Source organism: Burkholderia sp. 10_S31 (assembly GCF_056930375.1).
In genome coordinates this window covers 3573790-3597728 of the sequence record NZ_JBXOWK010000003.1, presented here as the reverse complement: position 1 = coordinate 3597728, position 23939 = coordinate 3573790, and the positions used below count along the sequence as shown (strand labels likewise).

Annotated in this window: 19 protein-coding genes; 11 read left to right on the top strand and 8 right to left on the bottom strand. The window is 67.1% G+C overall.

Going from position 1 to position 23939, the window contains the following annotated elements; all coding sequences use genetic code 11:
* Positions 1-3: 3 nt before the first annotated feature.
* Positions 4-2112, bottom strand: coding sequence for a heavy metal translocating P-type ATPase (locus AC1Z3W_RS36895; RefSeq protein WP_483509497.1), 2109 nt, complete (start codon positions 2110-2112; stop codon positions 4-6).
* Between the two features lie 27 nt (positions 2113-2139).
* Between AC1Z3W_RS36895 and AC1Z3W_RS36890 the strand changes: the two genes are divergently transcribed.
* The 3 genes from AC1Z3W_RS36890 to AC1Z3W_RS36880 all read left to right on the top strand — a co-directional run bounded on the left by AC1Z3W_RS36890 (position 2140) and on the right by AC1Z3W_RS36880 (position 3746).
* The gene (locus AC1Z3W_RS36890) at positions 2140-2622 is read left to right on the top strand and encodes a hypothetical protein (RefSeq protein WP_483509496.1); all 483 of its coding nucleotides are present in this window, start codon (positions 2140-2142) and stop codon (positions 2620-2622) included.
* Between the two features lie 51 nt (positions 2623-2673).
* The gene (gene cadR, locus AC1Z3W_RS36885) at positions 2674-3105 is read left to right on the top strand and encodes a Cd(II)/Pb(II)-responsive transcriptional regulator (protein WP_124835707.1); all 432 of its coding nucleotides are present in this window, start codon (positions 2674-2676) and stop codon (positions 3103-3105) included.
* 68 nt (positions 3106-3173) lie between these two features.
* Positions 3174-3746 carry a PadR family transcriptional regulator gene (locus tag AC1Z3W_RS36880; RefSeq protein WP_483509495.1) on the top strand — a complete coding sequence of 191 codons (573 nt, stop codon included), beginning with the start codon at positions 3174-3176 and terminating at the stop codon, positions 3744-3746.
* A gap of 26 nt (positions 3747-3772) precedes the next feature.
* Here AC1Z3W_RS36880 and AC1Z3W_RS36875 read toward each other — a convergent pair whose 3' ends face one another.
* From AC1Z3W_RS36875 to AC1Z3W_RS36860, 4 genes are all read right to left on the bottom strand, one after another.
* The gene (locus AC1Z3W_RS36875) at positions 3773-5221 is read right to left on the bottom strand and encodes an FAD-binding oxidoreductase (RefSeq protein ID WP_483509494.1); all 1449 of its coding nucleotides are present in this window, start codon (positions 5219-5221) and stop codon (positions 3773-3775) included.
* An 11-nt stretch (positions 5222-5232) separates the two neighbouring features.
* Positions 5233-6021, bottom strand: coding sequence for an ABC transporter substrate-binding protein (locus AC1Z3W_RS36870; RefSeq protein ID WP_483509493.1), 789 nt, complete (start codon positions 6019-6021; stop codon positions 5233-5235).
* Positions 6022-6134: 113 nt separating this feature from the next.
* Complete coding sequence (locus AC1Z3W_RS36865) at positions 6135-7289, bottom strand: pyridoxal phosphate-dependent aminotransferase (protein ID WP_124835710.1); 1155 nt, start codon at positions 7287-7289, stop codon at positions 6135-6137.
* A gap of 227 nt (positions 7290-7516) precedes the next feature.
* The gene (locus AC1Z3W_RS36860; RefSeq protein ID WP_483509492.1) at positions 7517-8185 is read right to left on the bottom strand and encodes a TetR/AcrR family transcriptional regulator; all 669 of its coding nucleotides are present in this window, start codon (positions 8183-8185) and stop codon (positions 7517-7519) included.
* 133 nt (positions 8186-8318) lie between these two features.
* Here AC1Z3W_RS36860 and AC1Z3W_RS36855 point away from each other — a divergent pair, with 133 nt between their 5' ends.
* From AC1Z3W_RS36855 to AC1Z3W_RS36825, 7 genes are all read left to right on the top strand, one after another.
* Positions 8319-9971 carry an acyl-CoA dehydrogenase family protein gene (locus AC1Z3W_RS36855; RefSeq protein ID WP_483509491.1) on the top strand — a complete coding sequence of 551 codons (1653 nt, stop codon included), beginning with the start codon at positions 8319-8321 and terminating at the stop codon, positions 9969-9971.
* Between the two features lie 61 nt (positions 9972-10032).
* Complete coding sequence (locus AC1Z3W_RS36850; protein ID WP_483509490.1) at positions 10033-11595, top strand: class I adenylate-forming enzyme family protein; 1563 nt, start codon at positions 10033-10035, stop codon at positions 11593-11595.
* A gap of 259 nt (positions 11596-11854) precedes the next feature.
* Complete coding sequence (locus tag AC1Z3W_RS36845; RefSeq protein ID WP_483509489.1) at positions 11855-12277, top strand: PAAR domain-containing protein; 423 nt, start codon at positions 11855-11857, stop codon at positions 12275-12277.
* Between the two features lie 26 nt (positions 12278-12303).
* On the top strand, positions 12304-12510 hold the full coding sequence (locus AC1Z3W_RS36840; RefSeq protein WP_244104923.1) for a hypothetical protein: 207 nt from the start codon (positions 12304-12306) through the stop codon (positions 12508-12510).
* 10 nt (positions 12511-12520) lie between these two features.
* The gene (locus tag AC1Z3W_RS36835; RefSeq protein ID WP_124835713.1) at positions 12521-13066 is read left to right on the top strand and encodes a PAAR domain-containing protein; all 546 of its coding nucleotides are present in this window, start codon (positions 12521-12523) and stop codon (positions 13064-13066) included.
* A 4-nt stretch (positions 13067-13070) separates the two neighbouring features.
* Positions 13071-13739: a M35 family metalloendopeptidase gene (locus AC1Z3W_RS36830; RefSeq protein WP_483509488.1), complete on the top strand. Its 669-nt coding sequence runs from the start codon at positions 13071-13073 to the stop codon at positions 13737-13739.
* Positions 13732-14142, top strand: coding sequence for a hypothetical protein (locus tag AC1Z3W_RS36825; RefSeq protein ID WP_483509487.1), 411 nt, complete (start codon positions 13732-13734; stop codon positions 14140-14142). The genes AC1Z3W_RS36830 and AC1Z3W_RS36825 overlap by 8 nt, the downstream gene beginning before the upstream one ends.
* 209 nt (positions 14143-14351) lie before the next feature.
* Here AC1Z3W_RS36825 and AC1Z3W_RS36820 read toward each other — a convergent pair whose 3' ends face one another.
* A complete protein-coding gene (locus AC1Z3W_RS36820) occupies positions 14352-15491 on the bottom strand; it encodes a branched-chain amino acid ABC transporter substrate-binding protein (RefSeq protein ID WP_057927949.1) in 1140 nt (379 codons plus the stop codon).
* A gap of 84 nt (positions 15492-15575) precedes the next feature.
* Complete coding sequence (putA, locus tag AC1Z3W_RS36815) at positions 15576-19508, bottom strand: trifunctional transcriptional regulator/proline dehydrogenase/L-glutamate gamma-semialdehyde dehydrogenase (RefSeq protein ID WP_483509486.1); 3933 nt, start codon at positions 19506-19508, stop codon at positions 15576-15578.
* Between the two features lie 625 nt (positions 19509-20133).
* Here putA and AC1Z3W_RS36810 point away from each other — a divergent pair.
* Positions 20134-21402 carry an IS256 family transposase gene (locus tag AC1Z3W_RS36810; RefSeq protein WP_483507115.1) on the top strand — a complete coding sequence of 423 codons (1269 nt, stop codon included), beginning with the start codon at positions 20134-20136 and terminating at the stop codon, positions 21400-21402.
* Between the two features lie 96 nt (positions 21403-21498).
* Here the strand turns inward: AC1Z3W_RS36810 and AC1Z3W_RS36805 are convergent, their stop codons facing one another.
* Positions 21499-23760: a primosomal protein N' gene (locus AC1Z3W_RS36805; RefSeq protein ID WP_483509485.1), complete on the bottom strand. Its 2262-nt coding sequence runs from the start codon at positions 23758-23760 to the stop codon at positions 21499-21501.
* Positions 23761-23939 lie beyond the last annotated feature (179 nt).

The window sequence follows — 23939 nt, the reverse complement described above, 5'->3', positions numbered from 1 at the left end:
GCCTCATCGCTGCGACTGCGCGCCGTCGAACACGCCCGACTTCGACAGCAGCCGCAACCCGTTGCCGACGACGATCAGGCTCGCGCCCGCGTCGGCGAACACGGCCATCCACATCGTGCCGAGCCCCGCGACCGTGAGGCCGAGGAACACGACCTTCACGCCGAGCGCGAAGCCGATGTTCTGCACCAGTACGCGGTGCGTCGCGCGCGACAGCCGCACGAACGCGGGAATCTTGCGCAGGTCGTCGTCCATCAGCGCGACGTCGGCCGTCTCGATCGCGGTGTCGGTGCCCATCGCGCCCATCGCGAAGCCGATGTCGGCGCGCGCGAGCGCCGGTGCGTCGTTGATCCCGTCGCCGACCATCCCGACCGCCCCCGCGCCGCCCGCCGACAGCTCCTCGACCGCCGCGAGCTTGTCCCCGGGCAACTGGTTGCCGCGCGCATCGTCGATGCCGGCCTGCTGCGCGATCGCCTGCGCGGTGTGCGGGTTGTCGCCGGTCAGCATCGCGGTGCGGATGCCAAGCGCGTGCAGGTCGGCGATCGCCGCACGGCTGGTGTCCTTGATCGTGTCGGCCACCGCGAAGATGCCGAGCACGCGCGTGTCGTCGACCAGCATCACGACGCTCTTGCCCTGCCGCTCGAGCACATCGAGCTTCGCCTCCAGCGCCGGCGAGCAGCGTTCGAGCTCCTCGACGAGCCGGTGGTTGCCGAGCCAGTAGCGTGCGCCGTCGATCGTGCCGCGCACGCCGCGCCCGACGAGCGCTTCGAACTCCTCTACATCGGCGAATGCCGCCACCTGCGCGTCGCGCACCGCCGCGGCGATCGCCTGTGACACCGGATGATCGGAGCGCGCCGCGAGGCTTGCGCCGAGCTGACGCACGCGGGCGGCGTCGACGTCCGTTGCATGCAGGTCGAAATCGGTCTGCACCGGCTTGCCGTGTGTGATCGTGCCGGTCTTGTCGAGCGCGAGCCACGCGAGCTTGCGGCCTTCTTCCAGATACACGCCGCCCTTCACGAGAATCCCGCGCCGTGCCGCGGCCGCGAGCCCCGACACGATCGTCACCGGCGTCGAGATCACCAGCGCGCACGGGCAGGCGATCACGAGCAGCACCAGCGCGCGGTAGATCCAGTCGTGCCACGCGCCGCCCAGCACGAGCGGCGGCACGACCGCGACCAGCAGCGCGATCGCGAACACGATCGGCGTATAGACGCGCGCGAACTGGTCGACAAAGCGCTGCGTCGGCGCCTTCGCACCCTGCGCCTCCTCGACCGCATGGATGATCCGCGCGAGCGTCGAGTTGGCGGCAATCGCCGTCACGCGATAGTCGAACGACCCCGCTTCGTTGATCGTGCCCGCGTACACCGGGTCACCGGCCGTCTTGTCGACCGGCAGGCTCTCGCCGGTGATCGGCGCCTGGTTCACCGTCGAGCGGCCCGCGACGACTTCGCCGTCCAGCCCGATCCGCTCGCCCGGCTTCACGCGCACGACCGCGCCGAGCGCCACCTGCGCGGCCTCGATCGTGCGCCAGGTGCCGTCGGCGTCCTGCACGGTCGCGGTGTCCGGCGCGAGCTGCATCAGGCCCTGGATCGCGTTGCGCGCGCGATCGAGCGACTTCGCCTCGATCAGCTCGGCGATCGTGAACAGCACCATCACCATCGCGGCTTCCGGCCACTGGCCGATCGCCATCGCCCCCGTCACCGCGATGCTCATCAGCGCGTTGATGTTCAGGTTGCCGTTGCGAATCGCGATCCAGCCCTTCTTGTAGGTGGTGAGCCCGCACGCGAGCACCGCCGCGAGCGCCAGCACGGCCGACGGCCACACCGGCAGGCCACCCCAGCTCACGGCCTCGGACGCGATCGCGGCGACGCCGGCCAGCGCGAGCGGCCACCACGGCTTCGCGGGCGGCGGCGCGACGGGCGTCGCCGGTGCGTCGGCCGACGCGGCCTCCGGCGTCATCCCGAGCGTGCGGATCGCGCTTTCGATCGCAGGCTGCGCGCCCGGTACGTGTTCGACGGTCAGCATCCGTTGCATCAGGTTGAATTCGAGCGCCGACACTTGCTGCATCCCGCCGAGCTTCTTGCGGATCAGCGTTTCCTCGGTCGGGCAGTCCATCTGCATGATCCGGAACGCGGAGCGCACGTGACCCGACGCGGTCGCCTGCGCGACAGGCAGCGGCGCGAGCGTCAGCGCGGCAGGCGCACAGCAGGCGCCGGCCGCGTGGTCGTGGTCGTGGTCGTGGTCGTGGTCGTGGTCGTGGTCGTGACCAGCATGGTCATGTGCCGCGTGGTCGTGCGAGCACGCCGCGCCGTGTCCGTCGCCATGCGCGTGGTCGCCATGCGCGTGATCGGCATGGTCGCCGCCGCCGTGATCGTGCGCCGTGTCGTGCGCGGCTGCGTGATCGTGGTCATGGTCGTGACCGCATTCATGCGGCTGCGCGCCGCGCGTTGCCGCGTCGCCGTGCGCGTGCTCGCCGGCCGCCGGCGCCGCATCGGCAACGGTCGCCGCCTGCGTGGCGCGCGCGTCGGCGCAACAGGCATCGGCGCCGCCGGCATGACGGTGTCGTGGGTCGTGGGTACGCTGGGCGTCGGTCATGACAACCTCCTCTATGGCTTGACGGTGTAGAGTTAACACCCTGAAGCCACTACAAGGTCAACCCTTGCAACGGAGAAAGCCATGAAGATCGGCGAACTGGCCAAGGCGGCCCGCTGCACGCCGGAAACGATCCGCTTCTACGAGAAGGAGGGGCTGATGCCGGATGCGGAGCGCACCGATTCGAACTACCGCAACTACACCGACGTGCACGTCGAACGGCTGCGCTTCATCCGCAACTGCCGCGCGCTCGACATGGCGCACGACGAAATCCGCACGCTGCTGCAGCTCACCGACACGCCCGCCGACCCGTGCGATTCGATCAACGCGCTGCTCGACGAGCACATCGGCCACGTCGATGCGCGCCTCGCCGAACTGACGCATCTGCGCGACCAGCTCACCGAACTGCGCCGCCAGTGCGTCGGCGAACATTCGGTCGAGGATTGCGGAATCGTGCATGGTCTCGCGACGATGGAAACCGTCGCACCGGCCGCGAAGCGCTCACATCTCGGCTGAAACCCTTGTGGAATGTGATAGTCTAGTTAATACTAGTTATAATATTACTAGATATAGGCGAACTATTCGTGATATCGAGCCGCCCGTCTCCGCTCGCGCTCGCCGTCCTCGCGACGCTCACCGAAACGCCAATGCATCCGTATGGAATGCTGCAGCAGCTGAAGGCGCGCGGCTACGACGAAGTCGTCAACGTGCGGCAGCGCACGAGCCTCTACCAGACGATCGACCGGCTGCTGCGCGACGGGCTGATCGCCGTGCACGACACCGAGCGCGACGGTGCGTTTCCCGAGCGTACGCTGTACACGCTGACCGAAGCCGGGCATACGGCTGGCCAGGCGTGGCTGCATGCGCTGCTCGCGGAGCCCGCCCGCGAGTTTCCGGCGTTCGGCGCCGGCCTCGCATTCCTGCCGCTGCTCGACGCCGACGATGCGCGCCAGCAGCTCGAGCGTCGCATCGCCGCGCTCGAAGCCGAACGCGAACGCCTCGAGTCGCTGCGCAACGCCGCGCAGAACGATCAGGTGCCGCGCCTGTTCCTGCTGCAGAACGAGCATGCGCTCGTGCTGCTCAACGCGGAGCTCGACTGGGCGCGCAGCGTCGTCGAACACCTGAAGATCGGCGCGCTGCGCTGGGTCGACGGTTGACGCGCGTCGTCATAGGCTCGCGCCGATCAGAGCACCTTGCCGGGATTGAGCACGCCGACGGGATCGAGCGCGGCTTTCAGGCGACGCATCAAGCCGATTTCGGCTTCGCTGCGCGTATGTGCGAGATAGGCACGCTTGAGCATGCCGATGCCGTGCTCCGCCGACACCGAGCCGCCCATGTCCCGCACGACCGCGTACACGCACCGATCGATCGCGTCGGCATCCGTGTCGCGCATGCCAGCGAACGACACGCCGATATGCACGTTGCCGTCACCGACGTGGCCGAAGAACAGGCATGTGATATCGGGCCAGAGTGCACGCAATGCCGCTTCGCAGCGTTCGGCGAACCGCCCCAGTTCCCCCGTCGGCAGGCTGACGTCGAAGTTCACCAGATGCGGCAGCGCATCGATCGCGAGACCTTCGCGCAATGTCCACAGGTCGCGCGCCTGCCGCTCCGATGTCGCCAGCGCCGCATCGTCGACGAGCCCCGCGTCGATCGCATCCGCCAGGCCGGATTCGAGCGCCTGATGCGCATCGCCGCCCGGTGCGCTCGTCGCGCATTCGATCAGCACCGCGAAGCCGCCGTCGCCCGGAAACGGCGCGACGACGCCAGGTGTGTGGCGTGCCACGTAATCGTAGAACGCCGGCCACATCGCTTCGAAGCTGACGATCTCCGGTAGCGCGCGCATGCGGTTCCACAACCCGACGACAGCGTCGTAGCCATGCACGCGGCAGAGCGCGGTGGCAGGCGCGGCGAGCTTCGGATGCAGCCGCAGCACGGCGCGCGTGACAACGCCGAGCGTCCCTTCGCTGCCGATGAACAGTTGCTTCAGATCGTAGCCCGCGTTGTTCTTCAGCATCCGGTTCATCGACGACACGACGGTACCGTCGGCGAGCACGACCTCGAGCCCGAGCACCTGCTCGCGCATCATTCCATAGCGAATCGCGCGCGTGCCGCCCGCGTTGGTCGCGAGCATGCCGCCGATCTGGCACGAACCGCGCGCGCCCAGATCGACACCGAACGTAAAGCCCGCCTCGTCCGCCGCTTCCTGCACCGTCTGCAGCGGCGTCCCGGCGCGTACCGTCATCGTGCCCGCCGCGGCGTCGATTGCTTCGACGCCTGCGAACCGTTCCATCGACAGCACGATCTCGCCGCCCAGCGCGACCGCGCCGCGCGCGAGCCCCGTGAGGCCGCCCTGCGGCACGACCGGCTGCCCGAGCCGCGTGCACAGCGCGAGCGTGCGCGACACGTCGTCGACGCTGCGCGGCCGCACCAGCGCGCGCGGGCGCACGCCGGCCGGCTCGTTGTACGCGGTGAAGTAGCGCGGATCGATGTCGGCCGACCGCGTGACGAGCGTGTCGCCCAAACCGGCGACGAGCGCCGCCTCGAGCGCGTCGGCTGCCGACGGCGCGGCGCCGTGACCGCCGTGACCGCCGTGACCGCCGTTCACGCCGGCCGTATCCAGGCTCTGCATCGCGCGCCCGCTTACTTCGTGGAAATGTCGATGTCGCCGAAGTACTTCTGTCCGAGCGACTTCACCGTGCCGTCCGCCTTCAGCTTGTCGATCGCCGCATCGAGTTTTGCCTTCAGCGCGTCGTCGCCCTTGCGCAGGCCGAACGCGATCCCGCTGCCGAGAATCCGGTCGTCGCGCACCGGCTGACCGACGAACGAGAAGCCCTTGCCGTCCGGACGCGACAGGAAGCCGCGCTGGCCGGCCGGTGCGAGCACCAGCGTCGCGTCGAGGCGGCCCGCCACGAGATCCGCATACGCCTGGTTCTGGTCCTGATACGGGACGACCGCCACGCCGGCCGGCTCCCAGTGCGCCTTCGCGTAGGTTTCCTGGATCGACGCCTGCAGCACGCCGACGTGCTTGCCCTTCAGCGATTCCGGTGTCGGCAGCAGGCCGCTGCCGGTGCGCGCGATCAGCTGCGTCGGCACGCGGTAGATGATCGTCGTGAAGTCGATCGCCTGGCGCCGCTGCTCGGTCGCATTCATCGCCGAGTTGATCGCGTCGAACTTGCGGCCCTTCAGCGCGGGAATCAGCCCGTCGAACGACGTCTCGACCCACTTGCACGACAGCTTCGCGGTCTGGCAGACGGCGTTGCCGACGTCGATGTCGAAGCCCTGCAGGTCGCCGTTCGGCGCCTTCGACTCGAACGGCGGGTATTGTGCCTCGAGGCCGAAACGCAGCGTCTGGCCGTCGGCGAGCGCCGCGCCGGTGCCGAGCGCGCCCGCGAGTGCGAACGCGAGTTTCAGGGTGTGTGCATGCTTCATCGTGATCTCCTGACTTGTCGGCCGGCGCCGTGCGTGAACACGTGCGACGGCCCCATCCGTGGCTTTCGGTGCGGCGTACGCGTCGCCGGCTTGTGTGCGGGCCGCACCCGCGATTACAGCGAACGCAACCGTCGCGCGCCCTCGATCAGCGTCGCGTCGTCCTTCGAGAAACTGAGGCGGATCACGCCTGCATCGGTGCCGTCGGTGTAGAACGCCGACAGCGGAATCGTCGCGACGCGCGCATCGCGGATCAGGCGCAGCACGAAGTCGCTGTCGGGCTCGTCCGAGAAGTGCCGGAACCGCGCGAGCATGAAGAACGAGCCTTCGCTCGGCAGCAGCTCGAAGCGCGAATCGGCCAGCTCGCGCGCGAGCAGGTCGCGCTTGGCCTGGTAGAACGCCGACAGGCCGAGATAGCTTTCCGGCCGCGCGAGGATCTCCGCGAACGCAACCTGCATCGGCGTATCGGCCGAGAACACCATGAACTGGTGCACCTTGCGGATCTCGTCCATCAGTTCGGCCGGCGCGATGCAATGGCCAACCCGCCAGCCGGTCACGTGGAACGACTTGCCGAACGACGACACGACCACGCTGCGCTCGGCCAGTTCGCGATGACGCGCGACGCTCTGGTGCTGCGCGCCGTCGAACACGACGTGCTCGTAGACCTCGTCCGACAGGACCACGATGTCCGTATTGCGCGTGAGTTGCGCGAGCCGTTCGAGATCGTCGGCCGAGAACACGGTCGCGGTCGGGTTGTGCGGCGTGTTGACGATGATCATCCGCGTGCGCGGCGTGATCGCCGCGGCCACTTCGTCCCAGTTCACGCGGAAATGCTCGGGCGACAGCTTGATCGCGACCGGCGTCGCGCCCTGCATCCGCACGATCGGCGCATAGCTGTCGAACGACGGCTCGAAATAGATCACTTCGTCGCCCGGATGCACGAGCGCACTGATCGCCGCGTAAAGCCCTTCGCTCGCGCTCGCGATCACCGTGATCTCGGTGCCCGGGTCATAGCGCGTGCCGTACAGCGCCTCGGTCTTCTCCGCGAGCCGCTCGCGCAGCGACGCTATGCCCGCCATCGGCGCGTATTGGTTGTGGCCGTCGCGCATCGCGCGTGCGACGGCCTCGACGAGTGCCGGATCTGGCGCGAAATTCGGCGCGCCCTGCGACAGGTTCAGTGCATCGTGCTGTGCGGCGAGCTGGCCAATCACCGTGAAGATGGTCGTCCCGACGTCCGGCAGTTTCGAACGGGGCGTGGTGGCGCTTCGCATGCTTCCTCCTTCTGATGTCCTTCGGACCGGCCCGCGCGACGCGCGCGGCCTGCCTCATGCCGCATGATTTAGCCCGAGCCAATATCGGCGGACAATCGAAAGTTCGTCATGGCGGCCATGCATTTTTCTCATGATTCAGTATCCGCGACGCATCAGGCCGCGTCGGCGCCGCCGGCCGCGCATGCGAATCGGGCATTTCCCCTACGGCCGCTCGGCCATGCCGAGCGTCACTCGCCAGCCGTCGCCAGATAGGTGCGCAGCACGGTTTGCAGCTCGCCGCGCAACGCGGCGAAATCGAGGGCGGGCCCAAGCGTCAGCAGCGCCTGCGACACGCCGCCGTAGCAGACCGCATGCGCCATCCGTGCGATCCCGTCGAGCCGCGCGGCCGGCGGCGGATCGGCTGCCTGCGCGAGCGCATCGCGCCACAGCGCGACATACGCGTCGTAATGCCGGCGGTACGCGGCGAGCGGCGACACCTGCCGCTCCAGCACGAAGAGTGCGCTCCACAGCGCGGCGTCGGCGCCGATTGCATCGACCTGCAAATCGACGAGCGCGGCTGCGAGCGTGGCGCGCGGCACGCCGCGCAGCCCGTGCGCCACATCGCGCAGCCGGTCGGCCAGCGCCAGCACGCGCCGGTGGATGCACAGCGCGGCGAGACTCTGCTTGTCGCCGAAGTATTCGTAGAAGGTGCCGATGCTCACGCCCGCGACGGCCGCGATCTCGCGGATCGTCGCCTTCGCGTAGCCGCGCTCGAGCAAAAGCTGAACGAACGCCTGCTGGAGCGCATCGGACGTGGCCTGCGCACGCGACTGGCGCGGCCGGCGACGCAATGCGGGCGCGGGTTGCGCCGCCGGCTGGCCGGGCGGCTCGGGAACCTGAACATGTCGAGGCGGCATATTTGCTACTCTGAAATTCAGCGGACACACGTTTGTTTGATCGGGGTTTCACCGGAAGCCCGCGCAGGCGCGCAAACGCCGGCGGTGCGGCCCCGATCGGCAGACCGCGAAGCATGAGACCGGAGACAGCCCGATGACCGAATCGACCCATGCCGTCACGAACCAGTTCGACGAACTGGTCGACTATAACCTCTTCGCCACCGACATCGCGCTGCGCGAGGCGCTCGCCCGCGCGGGCGCCGACTGGGCCGTGCCGCGGCTCGACGCGTACGGCGCGCGGCTCGGCAGCGCCGACACCGCGCGGCTCGCCGACGAAGCGAACCGCCACACGCCGGAGCTGAACGCGTTCGACCGGCGCGGCCGGCGCATCGACCGCGTCGACTTCCATCCGGCCTGGCATGCGCTGCTCGGCCTGTACCGCAACGAAGGTTTCGTGTCGCTCGCGTTCCGCGAGTCGCGCCCCGGCCGCTGGGCCGCGACCGCGGCCGGCTTCTACCTGCACGGCCAGATCGAGGCCGGCACGCTGTGCCCGGCGACGATGACGCAGGCCGCGATTCCGGTGCTGCAGAAGGAATCCGCGCTGTGGGGCCTGCTGCGCGACAAGCTGTACAGCGACGACTACGATCCGCGCGACGTGCCGGTCGCCGAGAAGCGCTCGATCTGGTTCGGCATGGGGATGACCGAGAAACAGGGCGGCTCCGACGTGCGCGCGAACACGACGCTCGCGACCGCGGTCGGCGCGGGCGGGCGCGGCGGCGAATACCGGCTGCGCGGCCACAAGTGGTTCTTCTCCGCGCCGATGTGCGACGCGCACCTGGTCGTCGCGCGCACCGAAGCCGGCAACCCGTCGTGCTTCTATGTGCCGCGCTGGCGGCCGGACGGCACGAAGAACGCGGTCGAGATCCAGCGGCTGAAGAACAAGGTCGGCAACCGCAGCAACTCGAGCAGCGAGATCGAGCTGGACGATGCGTGGGGCATCATGCTCGGCGACGAAGGCCGCGGGATTCCGACCATCATCGAGATGGCCACCCACACGCGGCTGAACTGCGTGCTCGGCAGCGCGGCGATGCTGCGCCAGGGCGTCGTGCAGGCAATCGCGTACACGCGCCAGCGCCACGCGTTCGGCCGCGCGCTCGCCGAGCAGCCGTTGATGCGCACCGTGCTCGCCGATCTCGCGCTCGAAAGCGAGGCCGCGCTCGCGCTCGCGATGCGCCTGGCCGACGCGTTCGAGCGCGACGACTCGCCGCGCGAACGCGCGTGGAAGCGCATCGTCACGCCCGCCGCGAAATTCTGGGTCTGCAAGCGTGCGGTCGAGCTGACAGGCGAGGTGATGGAAGTGTTCGGCGGCAACGGCTACGTCGACGACGGCCCGATCGCACGGCTGTTCCGCGAAGCGCCGGTCAACTCGATCTGGGAAGGCTCCGGCAACGTGATGTGCCTCGACGTGCTGCGTGCGGTGTCGCGCGAACCCGACGCGGCCGCCGCGCTGTTCGACGAACTGGCCGACCTCGGCGCGGGCGAACCGCGCATCCGCGCGGCGCTCGATGCGCTGCGCGCGATGCTCGCGGCGCCGGCCGACACGCTCGAGGCGTCGGCCCGCGTGTTCGCGCAGCGGCTCGCGCTCCTCGCGCAGGCGTGCCTGCTGCGGCGCGACGCGCCCGCGGCCGTCGCCGACGCGTTCATCGCGACGCGGCTCGCCGCCCCCGATTGGGGCCGCATCGCGGGCGGCTTCGATCCGCACGCGCTCGACGTCGCCGCGCTGCTGCAGCGCGCGTACCCGGCCTGATGCCCGTCGCGGATCGCTGACTACATCCCGGTTCGCCTTCGTTCGCCCGCCCGGAGCCCCGATGAATCTCGTCGCCGCCCTCGACCGCGCCGCCCGTGCGACGCCCGACAAGCCGTTCGTCGTCAGCGAATCCGCGACGATCACCTATGCCGCCGCGCGTGCCCGCTCGCACCGCGCGGCGGCCGTGCTGAGCGCGCTCGGCATCGCGGCCGGCGACCGCGTCGCCGCGATGTGCTTCAACACGCCGGCCTTCGTCGACCTCATGTTCGGCGCGTGGCGGCTCGGCGCGACGTTCGTGCCGATCAATCACAAGCTGCAGGCGCCGGAAGTCGACTACCTGCTCGAACACAGCTGCAGCAAGGCGCTGCTGTTCGACGTGGCGCTCGCGCCGGTGGTTGAGCGCATCGTGTATCCCGCACGACAGCTCGTGACCGAAGGCGAACTCGACGGCGTGCCGTGCTTCGACACGCTGTGCGCGACGATGGACGGCCTCGCGGGCATCGAGCCGGCCGACGGCGACGTCGCGCAGATCCTCTATACGTCCGGCACGACCGGCCGCCCGAAAGGCTGCGTGCACAGCCACCACACCGTGACGCTCGCGGCGATGCAAGCCGCGCTCGCGATCGGTATCGGCCGCAACGAGCGCACGCTGATGGCGATGCCGATCTGGCATTCGTCACCGCTCAACAACTGGTTCGGCGGCACGCTGTACGCGGGCGGCACCGTCGTGCTGCTGCGCGAATACCATCCGCTGCGCTTCCTGCAGGCTGTCGAACGCGAGCGCGTGACGCTGTATTTCGGCGCGCCGGTGTCGTACACGCTGCCGCTCGACACGGTCGACGGCTTCGCGGCGTTCGACCTGTCGAGCGTGCGCGCATGGCTGTACGGCGGCGGCCCGATCGGCGCCGCGCAGGCCGAACGGCTTGCGCGCGCGTATCGCAGCGACGCGTTCTTTCAGGTGTACGGAATGACCGAAACAGGCCCGGCCGGCACGACGCTGTATCCGGACGAGCAGATCGCGAAGGCCGGCTCGATCGGCCGCCACGGCGGCCCGGGCGTCGACCTGCGCGTCGTGCGGATGGACGGCATCGACGCGCAGCCGGGCGAGACCGGCGAAATCTGGCTGAAGACCGACAGCATGATGCTCGGCTATCTCGACGATGCGGCCGCGACACGCGCCGCGTTCGCGCCGGACGGCTGGTACCGCACCGGCGACATCGCGCGGATCGATCAGGATGGCTACCTGTTCATCGTCGACCGGCTGAAGGACATGATCGTCACGGGTGGCGAGAACGTCTATTCGAAGGAAGTGGAGGACGTGCTCGGCGCGCATCCCGGGATCGCGGAGGTCGCCGTCGTCGGCGTCCCGCATCCCGACTGGGGCGAGACGGTCGTCGCGCATGTCGTGCTGCGCGCGGGCACCGCACCCGATGCGGATGCGGATGCGGATGCGGATGCGGATGCGGATGCGGATGCGGATGCGGATGCGGATGCGCTGCGCGCATTCTGCGGCGAGCGGCTCGCCGCGTACAAGATCCCGCGCGAATTCGTGTTCGCGGAAACGCTGCCGCGCACGCCGACCGGCAAGCTGCAGAAGTTCCTGCTGCGCATGCGCAGAGACTAAGTATCCGCGATTGAGCCGGCGCACTGGTAGCTCGCACACTCATATCCCCTTTGCGAACCCAAAAGCGGGATACGGCACCATTGCCTATCCGCGACATCTGACCTAACGCATTCGCGCACGCGCGGTCAATGCAACAAGTGGAACGGAACAAGTAATAGAAGTTACCGGTACTGAATCATATTCGTCCGATTGATCGATGTTTCTTATCTGGAATAGCGTCTCTAGGCAGCCATTCCATTTACTGAAACAGGGAAGCCGGATGAAAAACGAACTCAAAGCACCGACCCATCTTTTCGCCACCGTTGGCGCGCTCACGGAACGCGGTGGACGTGTCACCACCGCAACCAGCGGCCTGACCTTGGCTGGATTGGAAGTCGCCTGCGTCGGCGATGTAGTGACCTATGACGACGGCAGCGAGGCCGCGATTATCGACGGCGCGGGAAACAACCATAGCGGAGGCAAGCCATTCGCATTGGTGGGCAGCCGGTTGAGCAACGGCGACCGCATTACCGAAACGCTGCGCAGTTCATGGGGCATTCACGTGGCGGATGGGCAGTTGCGGGCCTGTTCGATCCGACCTATGTGCCGCCGCTCGCGCCGCCCGCCTACAGACTGGCGGTACGTGGCGCGACAACAGCGCGCGGCGGTGTATTGCGCGAGCCTTCCGGGACGTGGGAGGTAGCGCCGCACTTGGGAAAGGCTGCCACGGTGGGCGACCTGATCCACTATCCGGACGGTTCAATCGCGCGCGTGACGAGCGGTCTGGGTTTGGCCGACGGGCCCGACTTCGCGCCGCTCGCATTCGTTGGCAGCGGACTCGATAACGGCGACACGATCACCGATAGCCCCGAGCGACAAGGCGTAGCGTCGTCAGTTGTATTTAGCGTCGTCACCCGCTCGTCCATGCCCCACTGAGGTAGCGCCCATGATCCGCTACTTTCTTGCCAAAGGCGACCGCGCCGGGGAAGCGGTGATTGTCGAAGGCCTCGACACCGTGACCTGTTCCAATCCTCCGCCGAGGGTCCATATCGCCACGCTCGATATGAAGACCTACTGTACGGCCTGCAAGCGTGAAGGGTACATCGCACCGCAAGGGCCGCGCTGGCCCGGTACCGGCCCGAACGGCAAACAGTGGGCATTGAGCGGGGATATGAATGTCTGCGGATGCAACCCGTCGCCGATCTTCTATGCTGAGCGCGGCATGCGGATGATTTTTACTGCAGGAGAGACTGCGGCGCTGAATGGGCGCAAATCTGATGCAGCCGTGCGGTCATTTGCTCGATCGGCTGCCGTACACGACGAGCAATTCACCTTGCTCGATGACTCCCGCCGCCCGCTCGCGAACATCCGCTACCGAATCGTTACCGACACTGGCCAGATTTTCACGGGCACCACGGACACGGCCGGGCAAACACATCGGATCGCCACCGACGTCTCGGCAACTCTGAAAATCTATACGACGGAACATTGAAGCAATGAAAAATTTTGATGTGAATGACGGCGGAGAATGGTTCCTCGTACACTCAGGCGCAGTCACCAACACCAATCCGGGGTCGATGGTGGAAGTAACAATCAATACCGAAAAAATATGTCACAACATGACAAACAAGGAATTCCGGGAAATGGTATTGAGTATGCGCGATCGAGCCATTTCTCTCGTCGACAAAAGAATCGAGGATTTGCAGCGCTGGTCGAACGCTGACAAGGCACGCGTATTACAGTGGTTCGGCAGAACCGATGAAGGCACCCGCATAACGGTATTAACAGGCCTGACTGCAATCGCTCGAGTACTAAAGGCACTCACAGGCTACAATTTCACGCGATGGGATAGCGAGCGATTCAAACATATTGGATGCGTTCCAAATCCGAACAAATCGGGAGTCGCTGCATCAGTGTGTTCGCCGGATACCGTAACTCATACGATCGCAATACATCCCGATTTTTGTACAATGCGAGACTTCTCATGGGAAAAAGATTCCGTAGTTTCCACTCTGATTCATGAGGTGAGTCATTTCGATGACACAATGGGAACCAAGGATCACAGATACTTCATGGAGGAGTGTTTGGCGTTTGGAGCCGAAAATCCGAATCAAGCAATCAACAATGCCGACAGTATTGCAGGATACGTCATTTACAATGCTTAAGTTTATTCTTGGTCTAAGTCTTCTCACCTCCAATCCGGTATTCGCATGCATCGCCAGCGAAAACTTCGACGTCTACTTTTCGAGAGATAGCTCGCACATATCGCATTCGGAGATCGTCCGCATTGCAAAATGGGTAGCCGACCAAAAACTCTATTATGCAAATCACCCAACCAAAGAAACGACACTGATCAGCGGCCATGCCGAGGAAAGTGAACCGGGAGCACCGGCCCTTGCGCAATCGAGATTGCAAACCGCGTATGCGCTGTTGGAGGAACTAGGTTTTTTACGCGGGACCATCAAGAAAAGCGCTCGCGTCTATTCGCATGGCGACGTGGACAATGGCCGGCGTGTGGAAATTTCCTTCCTGCCCGATTGCCCTAACAAGTGCTGCGACGGCAAGTAACGTCATACTGCCGCCGATCACGGCGATGCGCTGGCACGTACGCATGCGGCGACCCGCCTGCACCACCGCCTGCAAGCCCCCTATGTCCTGCCGGCTGCGTACCCCCCAAGAAAAAGCCACCGGCCCCGACGGGACTGGTGGCTTTTTCGCACGAGGCGCGAGACGGCAACGTTGGGCCGCCGCCCGCTCCCCACGTCAAGACTGACTGCTTACTTGCCGCCGATGCTCTTCAGCGGCTTCCATTCGCCCTTCTCGACCTTGTACATCGTGATGCCGCCGTTCTTCAGGTCGCCCTTCGCGTCGTACGCGACGTGCGACGACGTGACGCCGGCCATGTTGGTCTTCGCGAGCACCGGCAGGTACTTCGCCGGATCGGTCGAATCCGCCTTCTTCATCGCGTTGAGCATCGCCATCGCGCCGTCGTACGCATACGGCGAGTAGGTCTGCACGTCTTCGCCGAAGCGCTTCTTGTACTTGTCGGCGTAGGTCTTGCCGCCCGGCATTTCTTCCAGCGGGAGGCCTGCCAGCGAAGCGATCGTGCCGTCGGCCGCGTTGCCCGCGATCTTCAGGAACGTCGGCGTCTTCACCATTTCGCCGCTCATCAGCGGTGCCGTGATGCCAAGCGTCTTCATCTGCTTGACCATCGGCGCTGCCTGCGAGTCCGCGCCGCCGTAGTAGACGAGGTCCGGCTTCGCCGCCTTCAGCTTGGTCAGGATCGCCTTGAAGTCGACGGCCTTGTCGTTCGTGAATTCACGATCGACGATCGTCGCGCCGCCGGCCTTCGCGGCCTTCTCGAACTGGTCGGCGAGACCCTGGCCGTAGGCCGTGCGGTCGTCGACGATCGCGATCTTCTTCATGCCGAGATCCTTCGACGCGAAGGTGCCCGCCACCGAGCCCTGCTGCGTGTCGGACGTCATCATGCGGAAGGTCGTCTTGTAACCCTGCTGCGTGTATTCCGGTGCCGTCGCCATCGCGATTTCCGGAATGCCGGCGTTCGCGTAGATGCGCGAAGCGGGAATCGTCGTGCCCGAGTTGAAGTGGCCGAGCATGCCCTTGATGCCGTCGTCGACGAGCTTCTGCGCAACCGTCGTGCCGGTGCGCGGGTCAGCCTGGTCGTCTTGCGTCTCGAGCACGAACTTCACCGGCTTGCCGCCGATCTTCGGGTTCGTCGCGTTGAAGTCTTCCAGCGCGAGCGCGATCCCGTTCTGCATATCCTTGCCGTAGTGAGCCTGGGCGCCCGTCATCGGCCCTGCGTAACCGATCTTCACGTCGTCCGCATGAGCCGTCCCCGCCAGCGACATGACAGCGACGAACGTCGCGCCTGCCAGCTTTTTCATCGTGTGTTGCATAGCTTCTCCTTGGTACCAGGGTAAATGGAGCGGCTTCGGGATCGCCTTGCCGCATCCTTTGTTTGATCCGAACGGCAAGGATGGTCAGCCGATCGTCATCAAATTCGCATTGCCGCCCGCCGCGGCCGTGTTCACGCTGACCGAGCGCTCGGTCAGCAGCCGCTCGAGCGCATAGTCTTCCGCGTCGCCGTTCTCGAACGCGCCCGCCGACACGCCCTGCACCGACACGATCGGGCCCGGCCGCTGCGCGACGTCCTTCACGAGCGTCTGCAGTTCGTCGCTGTCGCCTTCGAACAGCACCGCGTCGAACGGCGCGTCGGCCTGCTTGCGCACGGCCGCATGCGCCTTCAGCGCGGCCGGCAGCGCCGCGACCAGCGCCTCGCCCGCCGCACCGGCGAACAACGCGCGGTTGCCCGTCGCCAGCACCGCCGCGAACTGCGCGCGCGCACCGCCCGGCGTCGCCGCGACACACAACACCGTGCCGCGCGGGCCGAGTGTATACGTGTTTCGCTCACCCGTCGGACCGGTCAGCACCGCGGTCGCGCCGGCCGGCACCTGCGCCAGATAGCCGTCGCAACGCGCGGCCAGCGCCGGTTCGCGCTGCTCGATCAGCCAATCGCGCAGCGCGGTGAGCGCCGCCGCCGGCTTGCCGCGCTGCTCGCCTTCGACCGCGCCGTCCGCGATCAGCGTCTGCGCGAGCGAACGCGGCAGGCCCGACGGACGCGTCGCGAGCAGGCGCTGCAGGTACAGCGCGCCGCCGGCCTTCGGGCCCGTGCCCGACAGCCCTTCGCCGCCGAACGGCTGCACGCCGACCACCGCGCCGATCACGTTGCGGTTCACGTAGATGTTGCCGACGTGCGCGTTCGAGATCACGTGCGCGATCGTCTCGTCGATCCGCGTATGGATCCCGAGCGTCAGGCCGTAACCCGTCGCGCGGATCTGCTCGAGCAGCTTGTCGAGCTGGCTGCGGCGATAGCGCACGACGTGCAGCACGGGGCCGAACACTTCACGCTTCAGCTCGTCGATGCTGCCGATCTCGATCAGCGTCGGCGGCACAAACGTACCGTGCGCGCAGGCTTCCGGCGACGGCAGCTGCGTGACCGTATGGCCCTTGTCCTTCATCGTCACGACGTGCGTATCGATCGTCTGCTTCGCTTCGCCGTCGATCACCGGGCCGACGTCCGTCGACAGCCGGTCGGGGTTGCCGAGCGCCAGCTCGTGCATCGCGCCCTTCAGCATCGTCAGCGTGCGGTCCGCGACATCGTCCTGCAGACACAGAACGCGCAGCGCCGAACACCGTTGACCGGCCGAGTCGAACGACGACTGCATCACGTCCGCGACGACCTGCTCCGCGAGCGCCGACGAGTCGACGATCATCGCGTTCTGGCCACCCGTTTCGGCGATCAGCGGAATCGGCTTGCCATCCGGATCGAGGCGCGCGGACAGCGTCTTGTTGATCAGGCGCGCGACTTCGGTCGAGCCGGTGAACATCACCGCGCGCGTGCGCGGATCGGCGACCAGCGCCGCGCCGACGGTCTCGCCGGTGCCCGGCAGCAGTTGCACCGCGCCGGCCGGCACGCCGGCCTCACGCAGCAGGCGCACGGCTTGCGCGGCGATCAGCGGCGTCTGTTCGGCCGGCTTCGCGAGCACCGTGTTGCCGGCTGCCAGTGCAGCGGCCACCTGGCCCATGAAGATCGCGAGCGGGAAGTTCCACGGGCTGATACAGACCACGGGGCCGAGCGGACGGTGCGTGTCGTTCGAGAATTCGTCGCGGATCTGCGCCGCGTAGTAGCGCAGGAAGTCGACGGCTTCGCGGATTTCAGCGATCGCGTTCGGCAGCGACTTGCCGGCTTCGCGCACGATCAGGCCCATCAGCGTGTGCATCTGCGCTTCGAGCAGGTCGGCCGCGCGCACCAGGCAGTCGGCGCGCGCATCGACCGGCGTCGCCTGCCAGATCGGCGCGGCAGCCACCGCGTGCGCGAGCGCCGCGCTCACGTGTTCGGCCGTCGCTTCGCTGACCGTGCCGACCACGTCGCGCTGGTCGGCCGGGTTGCGCACGTCGCGCGCCGGGGCATCGGCGAGCGCGTCGTCGGCGAGCATCGGCGCCGCGCGCCACGGATGGTGCGCGCTCGCGAGCAGCGCGGACGACAGCGACGCGAGACGGTGTTCGTTCGACAGGTCGAGGCCCATCGAGTTGGGGCGCTCGTCGCCGTACAAGTTGCGCGGCAGCGGGATCTTCGCGTGCGGCGCGCCGAGCGGCACGACCTTCGACGCCTCGTCGACCGGATCGGCGACCAGTTCCTTCACCGACACCGTCTTGTCGGCGATGCGGTTCACGAACGACGTGTTCGCGCCGTTCTCCAGCAGGCGGCGCACCAGGTATGCGAGCAGCGTTTCATGCGTGCCAACCGGCGCGTACACGCGGCACGGGCGGTTCAGCTTGTCGCGGCCCGTGACTTCCTCGTACAGCGGCTCGCCCATCCCGTGCAGGCACTGGAATTCATACTGGCCCGGGTAGTAGTTCTGGCCGGCCAGGTGATAGATCGCGGCCAGCGTGTACGCATTGTGCGTCGCGAACTGCGGATAGACGGCGTCGGGCGCCGCGAGCAGCTTCTTCGCGCACGCGAGGTACGACACGTCCGTGTAGATCTTGCGCGTGTAGACCGGATAGCCTTCGAGGCCATCGACCTGCGCACGCTTGATTTCGGTATCCCAGTACGCGCCCTTGACCAGGCGGATCATCAGGCGGTGACGGCTGCGGCGCGCGAGGTCGATCAGGTAGTCGATCACGAACGGGCAGCGCTTCTGGTAGCCCTGCACGACGAAGCCGATGCCGTTCCAGCCCGCGAGCTCCGGATCGAAGCACAGCGCCTCGAGCAGGTCGAGCGACAGTTCGAGACGGTCGGCTTCTTCCGCGTCGATGTTCAGGCCGATGTCGTAACGGCGCGCGAGCAGCGCGAGCGCGCGCACGCGCGGCAGCAGCTCGCTCATCGTGCGGTCCTGCTGCGAGCGCGAGTAGCGCGCGTGCAGCGCCGACAGCTTGATCGAGATGCCCGGGCCTTCGTAGATGCCGCGGCCGCCGGCCGCCTTGCCGATCGCGTGGATCGCCTGCTCGTACGACGCGTAGTAGCGCTGCGCGTCCTCTTCGGTCGTCGCCGCTTCGCCGAGCATGTCGTACGAGTAGCGGAAGCCGCGGGCTTCGTACTTGCGGCTGTTGGCCAGCGCTTCGGAAATCGTCTCCCCGGTGACGAATTGCTCGCCCATCAGGCGCATCGCCATGTCGACGCCCTTGCGGATCAGCGGCTCGCCGCCGCGGCCGATCAGGCGCGTGAGTGCCGACGACAGGCCCGCTTCGCTGTTGGTCGTCACGAGCTTGCCGGTGATCATCAGCCCCCAGGTCGCGGCGTTCACGAACAGCGACGGCGCGTGGCCGACGTGCGAGCGCCAGTCGCCCTTGCTGATCTTGTCGCGGATCAGCGCATCGCGCGTCGCGCGATCGGGAATGCGCAGCAGCGCTTCGGCCAGACACATCAGCGCGACGCCTTCCTGGCTCGACAGCGAGAACTCGTGGATCAGCCCTTCGACGCCGCCGCCCGAACTCTTCTCGCGCAGCGCCTCGACGAGCGCCGTCGCGAGCGTCTGCACGTCGGCCTGCAGGTTCGCCGGCAGGCGCGCCTGACCCAGCAGGAACGGCACGCATTCCGGCTCGGGGCGGCGATACGCAGCCGTGATCGCCGCGCGCAGCACCGATTGCGGCTGCACGTTCTGCGCGAACTCGAGGAACGGATGCGGCGAATTGTCGTCGTCGCCATCTGTCGTCTGGCCGTCGGCGAGCTCCGTCACGCCGGTGCTTCCCGACAGCTCGGGCGGCAGCTGGCCGTGCTCGATCCGCTCGAGATACGCGAAGATCGCCTGCTTGATCAGCCAGTGGGGAGTGCGCTCGAGACGCGCGGCCGCGTCTTTCAGGCGCGAGCGGAGAAGGTCGTCGACTTTGACGCCGAGAGTCGTGCTTGCCATGGTGGGTTCGTGCGCCGGTGCGAGCCCGGCAATGTGGTGTGAGAGGATGCGCGAAATCCTACGGCACGCAATAAAAAGGTGCAACCTAATTACAAGACTGGTTGCACCCTCAGGTTAGTCAATATAATCAGCCACTTAGACGGTTGCAACCTAGGGGTTGCCCGTGGTCGACGGATCGGTGTTTTCCCTGATCGCGCCGATTCGGCTCGCGCGTGCAACCTTCGGGGCCCAAGACGGAGAGAAAAAAGCGGGTTGCACTTGGCGGGCCGCTGGGTGCCGCCGGCAAGTGCGCAATAGGCCTCGCCAGCGGGGATCGTGCGATGCAGGCGGTGGGCGGTGGGCGGTGGGCGGTGGGCGGTGGGCGGTGGGCGGTGGGCGGTGGGCGGTGGGCGGTGGGCGGTGGGCGGTGGGCGGTGGGCGGTGGGCGGTGGGCAGCGGGCAGCGGGCAGCGGGCAGCGGGCAGCGGGCAGCGGGCAGCGGGCAGCGGGCAGCGGGCAGCGGGCAGCGGGCAGCGGGCAACGGGCAACGGGCAACGGGCAACGGGCAACGGGCAACGGACAGCGGGCTGAGCCTGTCAGATTTTTAGTGTGCCGAGGTCATGAGACGATAACGGAAATAACGTCCTATGACCGATGCAACCGTGACCAAGAAGAGCAAGAACCCGAAGGCGCCGAAGCTGTTTCCCGATGAGCTGATCGATCAGTTGCTTGCCCAGGTGCAGGGCAAGGATGCCGAGTCGATCCTCGGCGAATCGGGTTTGGCCGGCCAGCTCAAGAAGCAGCTGGCCGAGCGCATGCTCGCGGCCGAGTTGAGCCACCATCTGGAAGCCGAGACCGAGCAAGGCAAGGCCGGCAATCACCGCAACGGCACGAGCCCCAAGACGGTCCTGACACCCAACGGCGAACTGAAGCTGGATATTCCGCGCGATCGGCAGGCGACGTTCGAGCCGCAATTGGTCGGCAAGTATCAACGCCGGCTGCCCGGCTTCGACGATCATGTCATCAGCATGTATGCGCGCGGCATGAGCGTTCGCGAGATTCAGGGCCATCTGCTGGAAATGTACGGACTGCAGGTGTCGCCCGATCTGATTTCGACGGTCACCGACGAGGTGCTGGCCGACGTCGAGCAGTGGCAGCAACGCCCGCTCGAGGCCATGTATCCGATCGTGTACTTCGACGCGCTGCGGCTAAAGATTCGCGACGAAGGCACGGTCAAGAACAAGGCGGTCTATCTGGCGCTGGGTATTCGCGCCGACGGCCGCAAGGAAGTGCTGGGTCTGTGGATCGAGCAAACCGAAGGCGCCAAGTTCTGGCTGAAGGTCTTCAACGAGCTGAAGAATCGCGGCTTGCACGACATTCTGATCGCGGTGGTCGACGGCTTGCGCGGTTTCCCCGAGGCGATCGAGGCGGTCTATCCGGCGGCCCAAATTCAGACCTGCATCGTGCATCTGATCCGAAATTCGCTGAATCTGGCGAGTTGGAAGGACCGCAAGCCGCTGGCTGCCGCAATCAAGCCGATCTACCAGGCCGCCACGGCCGAGGCGGCAGCAGCGGCACTGGATGCCTTTGCGCAGAGCGAGTGGGGCCGCAAATTCCCTACCGTCGCGGCCATGTGGCAGCGCCAATGGGAGCAGGTGATTCCCTTCTTCGCCTATCCGCCCGAGGTGCGTCGAATCGTATATACGACCAACGCCATCGAGAGCATGCACATGCAGTTGCGCAAGATCGTGAAGAATCGCGGCCACTTCCCGAGCGACGAAGCCGCCAGCAAACTGCTGTTTCTCGCCTTGCGCAACATCGAAAAGGATTGGAAGATGCCGCCTATCACTTGGCGGCAAGCAGTCAATCAGTTCGCCATTCTGTTCGGCGAGCGATTCACTGCCGCCATCAGCTGAGATTTTTTAACCGACCTCAGCACACGAAATTCCTGACACGTCCAGCGGGCTCGACGTCGGGTTCCGTGTCGGGCCGCGACGCACGGCACGCGCCGCTCAGATATCCAGCGGATCGACCTCGACGCTCCACCGCAGCACGCCCTTCAGCGCGCGCAGCTCCGGCTGCCATGCGCGCAACGCATGCTGCAGGGCCGCCCGCGACGCGCTTTCGAGCAGCAGCTGCGCGCGGTGGACGTTCGCGACCTTCACGATCGTCATCGGCACCGCGTCGTAGACGGTCACGCGATCGGCGCCCGGCAGCCCCGGCAACGCGGCCGCGGCCTGCAGCAGGAACGCAAGCGCCGCCTCGAGCGTGCGCCCTTCGGCACGCAGCAGCGCCTGGTAGACGAACGGCGGCAGGTGCGCATCGCGGCGCTCGCCGAGCGTCGAATTCGCGAAGCCGACGTAATCCTGCCGGCCGAGCGCGTGATACAGCGCGTGACGCGGATAACGCGTCTGCACGAGCACCTCGCCCGGCAGCCCGGCGCGTCCCGCGCGGCCGCTCACTTGCATCAGCTGCGCGAACAGCCGCTCGCTCGCGCGAAAATCGTGCGAGAACAGCGCGGTGTCCGCATTGAGCACGCCGACGAGCGACACGCGCTGGAAGTCGTGCCCCTTCGCGATCATCTGCGTACCGACCAGGATGTCGACTTCACCGGCGTGCACGTCCGAGAACAGGGCCTGGGCGCTGCCCTTGCGCCGCGTGCTGTCCGCGTCGATCCGCAGTATCCGTGCGCCCGGCACGGCCTCGGCGAGCGCCTCCTCGATGCGCTGCGTGCCGCGCCCGAGCGGCGCGATGTCGACGTTCCCGCATTCCGGACACGATCGCGGAATGCGCGCCTCCCAGCCGCAGTGATGGCACCGCAACGCATGCTCGGGCTTGTGCAGCACGACGTACGCACTGCAGCGCGGGCAGCCTGCGACCCAGCCGCATGCATCGCAGGCGAGCTGCGGCGCGTAACCGCGCCGGTTCAGGAACACGAGGCTCTGTTCGCCGCGCTCGAGCCGCGCCTTCAGCGCCGCGACGAGCGGCCCCGACAGCCCGCCCATCGATGCGCGCCCGCGTCGCCGCTCCTCTTCGAGATCGATCAGCCGCACGGTGGGCAGCGTCGCGTCGGCCACCGCGCGGCGCGACAGCGTGAGCCGCGTGTAGCGCCCCTGCTCGGCCTGCCACCAGCTTTCGAGCGACGGCGTCGCCGAGCCGAGCACGACCGGAATGCCGAGATGCTTCGCGCGCCACACCGCGAGATCGCGCGCCGAATAGCGAAGCCCTTCCTGCTGCTTGTACGCAGGCTCGTGTTCCTCGTCGACGACGATCAGCGCGAGCGTCGGCAGCGACGCGAGCACCGCGAGCCGCGTGCCGAGCACGATCCGCGCTCGCCCCGTATGCGCGGCGAGCCAGTTGCGCGCACGCTCGCCTTCGGCAAGCCCGCTGTGCAGCGTGACGATCGCGTCGTCGGCGAGCGTGCCCGCGAAGCGTGCGCGAAACGCGGCCTCGAACTGCGGCGTCAGGTTGATTTCGGGTACGAGCACGAGCGCCTGCGCGTCGGGCCGCGCATCGAGCAGCGCCGCGAGCGCATGCAGATAGACCTCGGTCTTGCCGCTGCCCGTCACGCCATGCAGCAGGAACGGCGCGAACCCCTGCGCGGCGCGGATCGCGTCGAGCGCCTCCGCCTGCTGGTCGGTGAGCGCCGGCGGCACAGCTCGTCCACTGGTTGTCGACAGGTTATCCACAGCTTTGGGCACAGGCGTATCGGCCCAGCTGATCTCGTCGATCGCGACCCAGCCGCGCGCCGCCCAGTCGTCGAGCGTGACGGCCGCCTTCGGATGCAACGCGCGCGCATCGGGCAACGTCAGCGAATCGGTGTCGGCAAGTGCCTGCGCGAGCCGCCGCAGCGCGGCCCCGCGCGCGGGCAGTGCGGCGGGAAGCGCGGCGCGGCCGGCTTCGCTCAGCCGATAGCGCACCTCGGGCGCCAGCAGCCGCCCCCAGCGCTGCGCGTCGCGCAGCGCCTGCGGCAGCGCCGGCAGCGCGACTTCACCGCGACCGCGCTGATAATAGTCGGCCGCGAACGACACGAGCGCGAGCCAGTCCGGCGCCAGCGGCGGCAGTTCAGTACAGATTGCGTCGATCGCCCGCAACCGGGACGGCGGCACGTCGGTGTGAGTCGTTACTTCGCAAATCAGGCCGACGACCTGCCGCTTGCCGAACGGCACCTGGACGAGCGAGCCGGGCTCGGGGGCCGGCTGGATGTCGCAGCGGTAGTCGAACAGGGTGGCGAGCGGATGGTCGAGCGCGACACGCAGGTAGGTCTCGCCCATCACCGCGCTCCGGCGGCGACCCGGGCCGCGCGAACGGCTTGCTCCCGCGTCCGCGTCAAGGTGACGAACTTAAAGTAAAACTTCAGATTCGGCGCTAAGTTTTGGATTCGCATTAGGAATCGCCGTATACCCTGACCAGCCTGTGGATAACTTTGTTGAGAACTCGGCGTTCAACAGCC

What these genes read in the sequence shown, in the direction of transcription:
- AC1Z3W_RS36845 (WP_483509489.1), top strand. Translation starts at nt 11,855, where the DNA reads ATGAAAAACGAACTCAAAGCACCGACCCATCTTTTCGCCACCGTTGGC.
- AC1Z3W_RS36805 (WP_483509485.1), bottom strand. Translation starts at nt 23,760, where the DNA reads ATGGGCGAGACCTACCTGCGTGTCGCGCTCGACCATCCGCTCGCCACC.
- AC1Z3W_RS36850 (WP_483509490.1), top strand. Translation starts at nt 10,033, where the DNA reads ATGAATCTCGTCGCCGCCCTCGACCGCGCCGCCCGTGCGACGCCCGAC.
- cadR (WP_124835707.1), top strand. Translation starts at nt 2,674, where the DNA reads ATGAAGATCGGCGAACTGGCCAAGGCGGCCCGCTGCACGCCGGAAACG.
- AC1Z3W_RS36810 (WP_483507115.1), top strand. Translation starts at nt 20,134, where the DNA reads ATGACCGATGCAACCGTGACCAAGAAGAGCAAGAACCCGAAGGCGCCG.
- AC1Z3W_RS36835 (WP_124835713.1), top strand. Translation starts at nt 12,521, where the DNA reads ATGATCCGCTACTTTCTTGCCAAAGGCGACCGCGCCGGGGAAGCGGTG.
- AC1Z3W_RS36870 (WP_483509493.1), bottom strand. Translation starts at nt 6,021, where the DNA reads ATGAAGCATGCACACACCCTGAAACTCGCGTTCGCACTCGCGGGCGCG.
- AC1Z3W_RS36820 (WP_057927949.1), bottom strand. Translation starts at nt 15,491, where the DNA reads ATGCAACACACGATGAAAAAGCTGGCAGGCGCGACGTTCGTCGCTGTC.
- AC1Z3W_RS36895 (WP_483509497.1), bottom strand. Translation starts at nt 2,112, where the DNA reads ATGGACTGCCCGACCGAGGAAACGCTGATCCGCAAGAAGCTCGGCGGG.
- AC1Z3W_RS36860 (WP_483509492.1), bottom strand. Translation starts at nt 8,185, where the DNA reads ATGCCGCCTCGACATGTTCAGGTTCCCGAGCCGCCCGGCCAGCCGGCG.
- AC1Z3W_RS36830 (WP_483509488.1), top strand. Translation starts at nt 13,071, where the DNA reads ATGAAAAATTTTGATGTGAATGACGGCGGAGAATGGTTCCTCGTACAC.
- AC1Z3W_RS36865 (WP_124835710.1), bottom strand. Translation starts at nt 7,289, where the DNA reads ATGCGAAGCGCCACCACGCCCCGTTCGAAACTGCCGGACGTCGGGACG.
- putA (WP_483509486.1), bottom strand. Translation starts at nt 19,508, where the DNA reads ATGGCAAGCACGACTCTCGGCGTCAAAGTCGACGACCTTCTCCGCTCG.
- AC1Z3W_RS36855 (WP_483509491.1), top strand. Translation starts at nt 8,319, where the DNA reads ATGACCGAATCGACCCATGCCGTCACGAACCAGTTCGACGAACTGGTC.
- AC1Z3W_RS36825 (WP_483509487.1), top strand. Translation starts at nt 13,732, where the DNA reads ATGCTTAAGTTTATTCTTGGTCTAAGTCTTCTCACCTCCAATCCGGTA.
- AC1Z3W_RS36875 (WP_483509494.1), bottom strand. Translation starts at nt 5,221, where the DNA reads ATGCAGAGCCTGGATACGGCCGGCGTGAACGGCGGTCACGGCGGTCAC.